General features: G+C 70.2%; 7 protein-coding genes. 4 read left to right on the top strand and 3 right to left on the bottom strand.

What is annotated here, in order from left to right; genetic code table 11:
- Positions 1–331: 331 nt before the first annotated feature.
- Complete coding sequence (locus ACKOB8_RS02545) at positions 332–1,429, top strand: SDR family oxidoreductase (RefSeq protein ID WP_526375324.1); 1,098 nt, start codon at positions 332–334, stop codon at positions 1,427–1,429.
- Positions 1,430–1,441: 12 nt separating this feature from the next.
- Here the strand turns inward: ACKOB8_RS02545 and ACKOB8_RS02540 are convergent, their stop codons facing one another.
- Both ACKOB8_RS02540 and ACKOB8_RS02535 read right to left on the bottom strand, forming a co-directional pair.
- Positions 1,442–3,121 (bottom strand): alpha-keto acid decarboxylase family protein, encoded by a 1,680-nt coding sequence (locus tag ACKOB8_RS02540; protein WP_526375322.1) that lies wholly within the window; start codon positions 3,119–3,121, stop codon positions 1,442–1,444.
- Positions 3,118–3,999: an alpha/beta fold hydrolase gene (locus ACKOB8_RS02535; protein ID WP_526375320.1), complete on the bottom strand. Its 882-nt coding sequence runs from the start codon at positions 3,997–3,999 to the stop codon at positions 3,118–3,120. The genes ACKOB8_RS02540 and ACKOB8_RS02535 overlap by 4 nt, the downstream gene beginning before the upstream one ends.
- A 43-nt stretch (positions 4,000–4,042) precedes the next feature.
- On the opposite strand from ACKOB8_RS02535, the gene ACKOB8_RS02530 reads away from it, so the two are divergent.
- The gene (locus ACKOB8_RS02530) at positions 4,043–4,528 is read left to right on the top strand and encodes an Rv1363c family protein (RefSeq protein ID WP_526375318.1); all 486 of its coding nucleotides are present in this window, start codon (positions 4,043–4,045) and stop codon (positions 4,526–4,528) included.
- The gene (locus ACKOB8_RS02525; RefSeq protein WP_526375316.1) at positions 4,525–5,418 is read left to right on the top strand and encodes an alpha/beta fold hydrolase; all 894 of its coding nucleotides are present in this window, start codon (positions 4,525–4,527) and stop codon (positions 5,416–5,418) included. The genes ACKOB8_RS02530 and ACKOB8_RS02525 overlap by 4 nt, the downstream gene beginning before the upstream one ends.
- 7 nt (positions 5,419–5,425) lie before the next feature.
- Here ACKOB8_RS02525 and ACKOB8_RS02520 read toward each other — a convergent pair whose 3' ends face one another.
- Positions 5,426–6,223: an SDR family NAD(P)-dependent oxidoreductase gene (locus tag ACKOB8_RS02520; protein WP_526375314.1), complete on the bottom strand. Its 798-nt coding sequence runs from the start codon at positions 6,221–6,223 to the stop codon at positions 5,426–5,428.
- Between the two features lie 45 nt (positions 6,224–6,268).
- On the opposite strand from ACKOB8_RS02520, the gene ACKOB8_RS02515 reads away from it, so the two are divergent.
- Positions 6,269–7,546: a WS/DGAT domain-containing protein gene (locus ACKOB8_RS02515; protein WP_526375312.1), complete on the top strand. Its 1,278-nt coding sequence runs from the start codon at positions 6,269–6,271 to the stop codon at positions 7,544–7,546.
- The last annotated feature ends 39 nt before the right edge of the window (positions 7,547–7,585 follow it).

The following is a 7,585-nucleotide window of genomic DNA, read 5'->3' as shown; positions in this document are numbered from 1 at the left end:
CCGTCGGTAAGGGGTCATCTTTCAGACGACGCCGACACGGTCTCTATTGTTCAGCGAACTTTGCTGTACCGCGGCCCCTCAGTCCGCATACAGTCCGCAACATGAAAAACCGCGCCAACGATGGGACACGGAAAACGTGCTGCTAGAGGGCATTTCGCGCGTCAGTTCGCGGCTATCTGATCCCACGCTTGGGTTCCGGTTCAACGTGTGAGCAGCCTCGCATCTGCCGTTGTCGCCGCTGTGTCGTGGAACGTCGGCCAACCCTCGGCGGGTTGCGCCGCTCCGCGGCCAATCGCGCATCGCCGGGACTCTGACGGAATACGATGACGCGATGAGCGCCACGGCAACGGTTATCGATCCGAAAGCTCCGGTGCTCGTCACCGGCGCCAGCGGTTACATCGGCAGTTGGATCGTCCGGTCAGTGCTCGAGGCCGGCTACACCGTGCACGGAACGGTGCGTAACCCGCAGAAGGCGACCGGTCTGGAGCATCTGCACAAGCTGTCCCAAGACCATCCCGGACGGCTGCGGCTGTTCAAGGCCGACCTGCTCGAAGCCGGCAGCTTCGACGAGGCGATGGCCGGGTGCGAGCTCGTCATGCACACGGCGTCGCCCTTTCTGCTCTCCGGTTTCGAGGACGCGGAGGCGGCGTTGGTACGCCCCGCATTGGAGGGCACCCGCAACGTACTGGACTCGGTCAACCGCACGCCGTCGGTGAAGCGGGTGGTGCTCACCAGCAGCGTGGTGGCCATCTACGGCGATAACCGCGAGAGCCGGGAAGTCCACGATGGGGTCTTCACCGACGAGCACTGGAACACCACCAGCAGCGTTGACCACCAGCCGTATTCGTACTCCAAGACGGTGGCCGAGCAGGAGGCCTGGCGCTACCAGAAGGCCCAGGATCGCTGGGACATGGTGACCGTTCATCCGGGACTGGTGTTCGGTCCGGCGATGACCAGCGTGAGCGACTCGGCCAGCCTGAGCACCATGAAACAATTCACCGACGGCACCCTGCTGGCCGGGGCGCCCGACCTGACACTTCCGGTGGTGGACGTGCGTGATGTCGCCGACGCTCATCTGCGCGCGGGGTTCACTCCCGAGGCCCATGGCCGCTACATCGCCAACGCCACCTCGCTGACGCTGCTGGACATCGGCAAGATCCTGCGCAAAGGGTTCGGCAGGCTCTACCCGTTCCCGCGCAGGACGGCCCACAAGCCGGTGGTGAAGGCCTTGGCGCCGCTGGCCGGGATGACGCGGGAGTTCGTCGACCTCAACGTGGGATACCCGTTGGCGTTCGACAACAGCCGCAGCCGCGAGGAGCTGGGAGTGACCTACCGTCCGGTCGCAGAGACCTTCACCGAGCACTTCCAGCAGATGCTCGACGACGGCGTGGTCCGGCAGAGGCTGCGGAAATCCTCGAGCAGCGGCTGATCCGGCCGCGGGTCAGGTCGTCGGATCCGGGGTGTGCACCTTGTACGCGCGGTCGGTGACCTCCGCCGGCAGCGCCTGGCTCTCCTCGTCGGGGATCATCACCTCGATGTAGGCGCCGCGATCATGGTCGCCGATCGCGGCCAGGGCCTCCTCCAGTTCGGCCACCGTCGACACCCTCGCGGAAAACCAGCTCGTGCAGCCGAACGCGGCGGGCAGCAGGTGGTACTGCACGGGGGCGAGATCGTCGTAGGGGTGGCCGCGCTCGCTGATCACATCCTCGATGCCGAACAGGCCGTTGTTGAGCACGAAGATCACCGGCGCGACCCCGTAGCGACCCATCACCGCGAGCTCGTTGAGGGTCAGCTGATGCGACCCGTCACCGGTGACCAACCAGGTCCGCCCGGAGGTTTTCGCCAGCGCGATGCCCAACGCCGCCGGCGTGGCCCAGCCGATCGAGCCCCACAGCCCCTGCTCCTCGGCGCTGACGCCGGCGGGCAGGCGCATCGGATTCAGATGCATCATGTCGGTGCCGGTCTCGATCACCAGGGTGTCGCCGAATTTCAGCAGGCGCTGCAGGCGCGGGTAGAAGGTCGCCGAGGAGGTCGGGTCGTCGCCGGAGCCCGTCATCTCCAGTTGCCCCGGCCCTACCACGGCTTCCGGCGTGCGCTGGGGCACCTTCGCGATCAGCGCGTCGAGGACGTCGTCGATGGCCACGTTGATGAACACCTTGTCGCCGACGCGCACCCAGTTGTCGTGGATGCACGCCGCGCGCTCGACGTCCAGATCGGTGCTCCACATACCCGTGTTGAGTTCGGTCAGCAGGATGCCGCCGATGTCCAGCAGGAAATCGGCCTGCTCGACCCTCTCGCGCACCGCGGGCGGGTGGGACAACTGACCGCCGTAGATGCCGAGGTAACAGGGCAGCGACTCGTCGATCACTCCCTTGTCGTAGGACGTGATCGCGACCGGCAGACCGGCCTTGGTGATCAGCTCGGCGGCCTTGTCGCGTACTCCGTAGCGCGCGACGAGAGTGGTGACCAGTGCGACCGGGTTCGCGGCGGCCTCGAGTCTGCTCAGCACGGCGGTGACGGCGGCGGCCAGTTCGGCCGGGGCGCTGCGCTGCCGCTTGAGCGCCGACAGTGGCGCGCCCTGCGCCGGGCCGCCGATCACCGGCATGAAGCCGTTGGCCTCCGGGATCACCAGGTAGGCCGGCATCGATTGGCGCAGAGCCTCACGGATCACCCGCTCCAGTTCGTCGACGCAGTTGTCCGGGGTCAGCACGGCCGACACGCAGCACGCCGACGCCGAAATCTCCTGGAAACGGTCGTATGTGGTGTCGCCGAGGTTGTGGTGGGTGATCAGCCCGAGCCGCTGGATGCGATCGCTGGGCATTCCGACCAGATGGAACACCGGCAGCCGGTGCGCCCGCGCGCCCATCACGCCGTTGAGTGCCGAGAGTTCGCCCACTCCGTAGGTCGTGGTCAGGATCGCCGCGCCGCGGATGCGCGCGTAACCGTCGGCGGCGTAGGCGGCGTTGAGTTCGTTCGCGCAGCCGATCCAGTCGAGTCCGTCGACATTCTCGACGGCGTCGTCGATGGAGAAGGCGTAGTCCCCGGGCACCCCGAAGACCTTGTCGATGCCCAGCTGGGAAAGGCGTCGCAGCGCATACTCGGCCACGGTGGGTTGGGTCATCTCGTCTGCTCTTCCGTCCGGATCTGTTCGTTGTCCACGAAAGCGACCACCGCCGCGGTGAACGCGTCGTTGTCATCACCTGCCGCGGTGTGCCCGGCGTCGGACAGTTCGACGAACTGCGCCTGCGGCACCTTAGCCAGGAAGTCGCGCACCCCCTCGAGGCTGACCACGTCGGAGAGCCGGCCGCGGATGAGCAGGATCGGGATCTGCAGACCGACCGCGGCCGCCTCGAGTTCCTCGACGTGGACGAACGGATCGTCTCCCACGGTCGTGACGAACGCCGGATCCCAGTGCCAGTGCCAGCGGCCCGCACGCAGCCGCAGGTTCTTCTTGAGTCCCTCGAGGTTCACCGACCGTTTCCGGTGCGGCAGGTAGTCGGCGATCGCGTCGGCGGCCTGCTCGAGGGTGTCGAAGCCGTCGACGTGACGGGTCATGAAGTCCCGGATCCGGTGGGTGCCCTCGGACTCGAAGCGCGGGATGACGTCGACCAGAACCAGTTTGCGCACCACCTGCGGCCCGGCCTGGCGGGCGGCGAGGATTCCGGTCATGCCGCCCATGCTCGCACCGATCAGCACCACCGGGCGGGCGATCTGCGTGAGGACCGCCGCAAGATCGCCGGCCAGCGCGTCGATGGTGTACGCCCCGGCGGGGGCGCGGTCGCTGTCGCCGTGGCCGCGGGCGTCGAGAGCCACGACGTGGAACCCGCGCTCGGCCAGCACCTGGCCGGTGTTCTTCCAGGAGAACCGATTCTGGCCGCCGCCGTGCAGCATCACGATCGTCAGCCGGTCCCGGGCCTGCGGCGCGTCGCGGTTCCACTCATCGGCGACCAGGGTGATCGACGTGTCGCCGCGGAACTCGACGGTCTCCGGGGCGGTCACCTCAGGCAACTTACCGGCCCTGCGCAGCGGTAGCGTCGCTCGCATGGTTCTGGTGGGCAGGGTCCGCATCGCCGCTCTCACCGCGATGGTCGCCGCGCTGGCCGGGCTCACCGGCTGGCTGGGTCTGCGCGACCACCAGGACCGGGCAGACCAGCGGCTGCGCCAGGAGATGGTGCAGGCGGCCCGCCAAGGCGCGGTGAACCTCACCACGATCGATTACCGGCGCGCCGAGCAGGACGTGCAGCGCATCCTCGACTCCTCGACGGGCGCGTTCCGCGACGACTTCGCCGCGCGCGCCGGGTCCTTCATCGACGCGGCCCAGAAGACGCAGTCGACGTCGGTGGGCACCGTCACCGAGGCCGGACTGGAGTCGGTCAGCGGCGACGAGGGCCGGGTCCTGGTGACGTTGACCGTGATGACGTCCAATCGCGGAGTTCCCGAGCAGCAACCGCAGGCCTGGCGCATGCGGGTGACCGTGGCCAACACCGGCGAGGGGTTGAAGGTCGCCGAAGTCGAGTTCGTGCCGTGACGCCCCGCCCGGGCAGTATCGACGTCACGACGCCGGCCGTGCGACTGCGGGCGCTGACGTGGGGACCCGACAGCGGTCCAATCGCGCTGTGTCTGCACGGGTTCCCCGACACCGCCCACAGTTTCCGCGCGCTCGCCCCGGCTCTCGTGGCGGCCGGCTACCGGGTCGTCGCGCCGTTCCTTCGCGGATATGCGCCGTCGTCGCTGCCCTCGGACCGGGCCTATCACCTCGGTGCCCTGATGCACGATGCGCTCGAGGTGCTGGCCGCCGCCGGGCCGACGGACGCCGACGTGGTGATCGGTCACGACTGGGGCGCGATCGTGGCGACCGGGCTGGCCGCGATGCCCGACAGCCCGTTTCGCAGGGCGGTGGTGATGTCGGTGCCGCCCGCGGCCACGCTGCGCCCGCTGCGCGGCGGCCTGTTGCGCCTGCTGCCCAGACAGCTGGTGCGCAGCTGGTACATCAGTTACTTCCAGCTTCCCGTGCTGCCGGAGAGGTCGTCGTCGTGGATCGTGCCGCTGTTGTGGCGGCGGTGGTCACCAGGGTTCGACGCGCGGGAGGACCGGCGTCACGTCGAGGCGGCGATCGGTGCGCCCGACCGGTGGCGTGCCGCGCTGGGCCCGTACCGGGCGACCATCCGCAACTACCGGCCGCCGGCCCGCTACGCCGAACTGCACCGCTGGTGGACCGAGCCGCCGCGGCTGCCGACGCTGTACCTGCACGGCACCGACGACGGTTGCATGACGGCCGATTTCACCGCGTTCGTGCGCGCGGGTCTGCCGCACGGCAGCGACGCGCGGACGGTCCCGGGTGCCGGGCACTTCCTGCAGCTCGAACAACCTGAACGGGTCGGCCGGCTGATCGTCGATTTCCTGGCCGGGACGCCGTGAGCGGGCGCTACTTGAGCCCGGGGTGACTGCGCGCCAGCAGCGGCAGCAGCAGCCGCCGCGGCGCCAGCCGGTAGAGCGCGGCCGCCGCGCGGTTGGACAGGCCGGGGACGATGACGTCCTTGCCGGAGGCGAGACCCTCCACGGCGGCGCGGGCGACGTCCTCGGCGGACACCCAGAGCGGCTTGAGCAGCATGACGTCGGTCTCCGCCCGGGACAGACCGGCCGCCTCGATGAACTCGGTGTGCACCGGCCCGGGGCACAGGGCGGCGACGGAGACGCCGCGCGCGCCGAGTTCCTGGCGCAGCGCCTGGGTGTAGGACAGCACGAAGGCCTTGGCGGCTCCGTAGGCGGCCTGCCCGGGCAGCGGGCCGAAGGCGGCCACCGAGGCGACGTTGAGCACCGCGCCCATCCGTCGGCTCGCCATCTGCGGCACGAACCGGGTGCACAGATCCACCACGGCGGCCACGTCGACCTCGATCAGGTTCAGCTCGGCGTCGGCGTCGGCCTCGGCCACCGGACCCATCGTCGTCAGCCCGGCGTTGTTCACCAGGATGTTCACCGAGAGGCCCAGCGCGGCGACCCGCTCGGGCAGCTCCGCGCGTTCGTCGCGGCGCGAAAGATCGGCCGGCAGAACCGAACTGGGGCCGCTCAGCGCAGCGGCCACCTGCTCCAGTTGCTCGGCGCGGCGGGCGATCAGCACGACGTGATGCCCTCGATCGGTGAGCTCACGCGCGATCGCGACACCGATCCCCGAGGAGGCCCCGGTGACCACAGCGGCCGTTCGTTGCGCGGGCGGCGGCAACATCGTCGAATCCTAACCCGCAGCAGTCGGTCGTAGACGGGCTTCGGAATGACCCACAATGATCGCGTGACACAGCGGTTGTCGGCGGTCGACGCTCAGCTGCTGTGGCTGTCTCGAATGGTGCCCAACGACCAATTCCTGCTGTACGCCTTCGGCGGATCGCCGGCGAACCCGCACGAGGCGGTCGGGGAGCTGCGCCGGCGCGCCCAGGCCTGCCCGGAGCTGCGGCTGGTGATCGCCGATGAGGACCGGTGGCGTTATCCGTGCTGGGTCGATGCGGCGATCACCGCCGAGCAGTTCAGCGTTGCCCCGCCGGGGGACTGGCAGGCCTGCCGGGCAGCCGTGGCCCGGCTGGGGCTGGGAAGGCTGTCGACCGAGCGGATGACCTGGCGTGCGCACCTCTTCCCCGACGTGCGTGACCTCCCCGGGGTGACGGGCGCCGGATCGGTGGTGGTCATTCAGATCTCGCACGCTCTCGGCGACGGAGCCCGATCCGCGGCGCTGGCGGCGGCGCTGCTGGGGCGAGCCGGCGGGATACCCCCGGTCGCACCGGCACGCCGCGGATCGCTGCTCGCGCGGGGGGTCGTCGCGGCGCGGGCGCATCGCCGGATGGTGCGCGACATCGAGGCCGGGGTGCTGGCCGCCCCCAACCCGCCGCGACCGGCCTTGAGCGTCAACGCCCGTCCGGGTTCGGCGAGGACCGTCGCGACCATCGTCGTGCCGCGCGCTCGGATGTCCGGCCCCACCGTCACGGTCGCCGCCCTGACGGGTGTGGCCGAGGCGCTCGGGGGTTACCTGCGTGAGCGCGGCGAGGACGTCGCGCACCTGGCGGCCGAGGTCCCGGTCGCCGCGCGCCCACCCGACCCGCACGCCCGCAACAACTTCAGCAACGTCGGTGTCGGGCTGCACCCGCAAGAGGGCCGCGCCGAGCGCGCCGCGCGGATCGCGGCGGAGTTGGACGCGCACCGTGCGCGCATCGGCCACCCGGCGGTGCGCGCGTCGGCGGCCGCCTTCGCCGCCGTGCCCGCGCCGCTGCTGCGCTGGGGGGTGGGCCGGTTCGACCCGGCGGCGCGCTGCGCCACGGTGACCGGCCACACCGTGGTCTCCAGCGTCAACCGGGGCCCCGCCGACCTGGTGTTCGGTGGTCACCCGGTGGTGTTCACCGCGGGCTTCCCGGCGCTCTCGCCGATGATGAGCCTGACCCACGGGGTGCACGGGATCGGGTCGGCGGTGGCCGTCAGCGTGCACGCCGACCCGGAGCGGGTCGACGTCGAGGCCTACCTCGACCGCCTCGCCCACGCTCTCGGGGCACCCGGCCCGCGCTGAGCGTGCGCCCAGAGCGTGTTTTCCGGAGAAGACTCGCTC

This window comes from Mycobacterium sp. (assembly GCF_046091765.1).
In the GTDB taxonomy this organism is placed as follows: domain Bacteria; phylum Actinomycetota; class Actinomycetes; order Mycobacteriales; family Mycobacteriaceae; genus Mycobacterium.
Note: the sequence above shows the minus strand (reverse complement) of the source record. Positions and strands in the feature narration are given on the sequence as shown.

What these genes read in the sequence shown, in the direction of transcription:
- ACKOB8_RS02545 (WP_526375324.1), top strand. Translation starts at nt 332, where the DNA reads ATGAGCGCCACGGCAACGGTTATCGATCCGAAAGCTCCGGTGCTCGTC.
- ACKOB8_RS02540 (WP_526375322.1), bottom strand. Translation starts at nt 3,121, where the DNA reads ATGACCCAACCCACCGTGGCCGAGTATGCGCTGCGACGCCTTTCCCAG.
- ACKOB8_RS02530 (WP_526375318.1), top strand. Translation starts at nt 4,043, where the DNA reads ATGGTTCTGGTGGGCAGGGTCCGCATCGCCGCTCTCACCGCGATGGTC.
- ACKOB8_RS02520 (WP_526375314.1), bottom strand. Translation starts at nt 6,223, where the DNA reads ATGTTGCCGCCGCCCGCGCAACGAACGGCCGCTGTGGTCACCGGGGCC.
- ACKOB8_RS02515 (WP_526375312.1), top strand. Translation starts at nt 6,269, where the DNA reads ATGACCCACAATGATCGCGTGACACAGCGGTTGTCGGCGGTCGACGCT.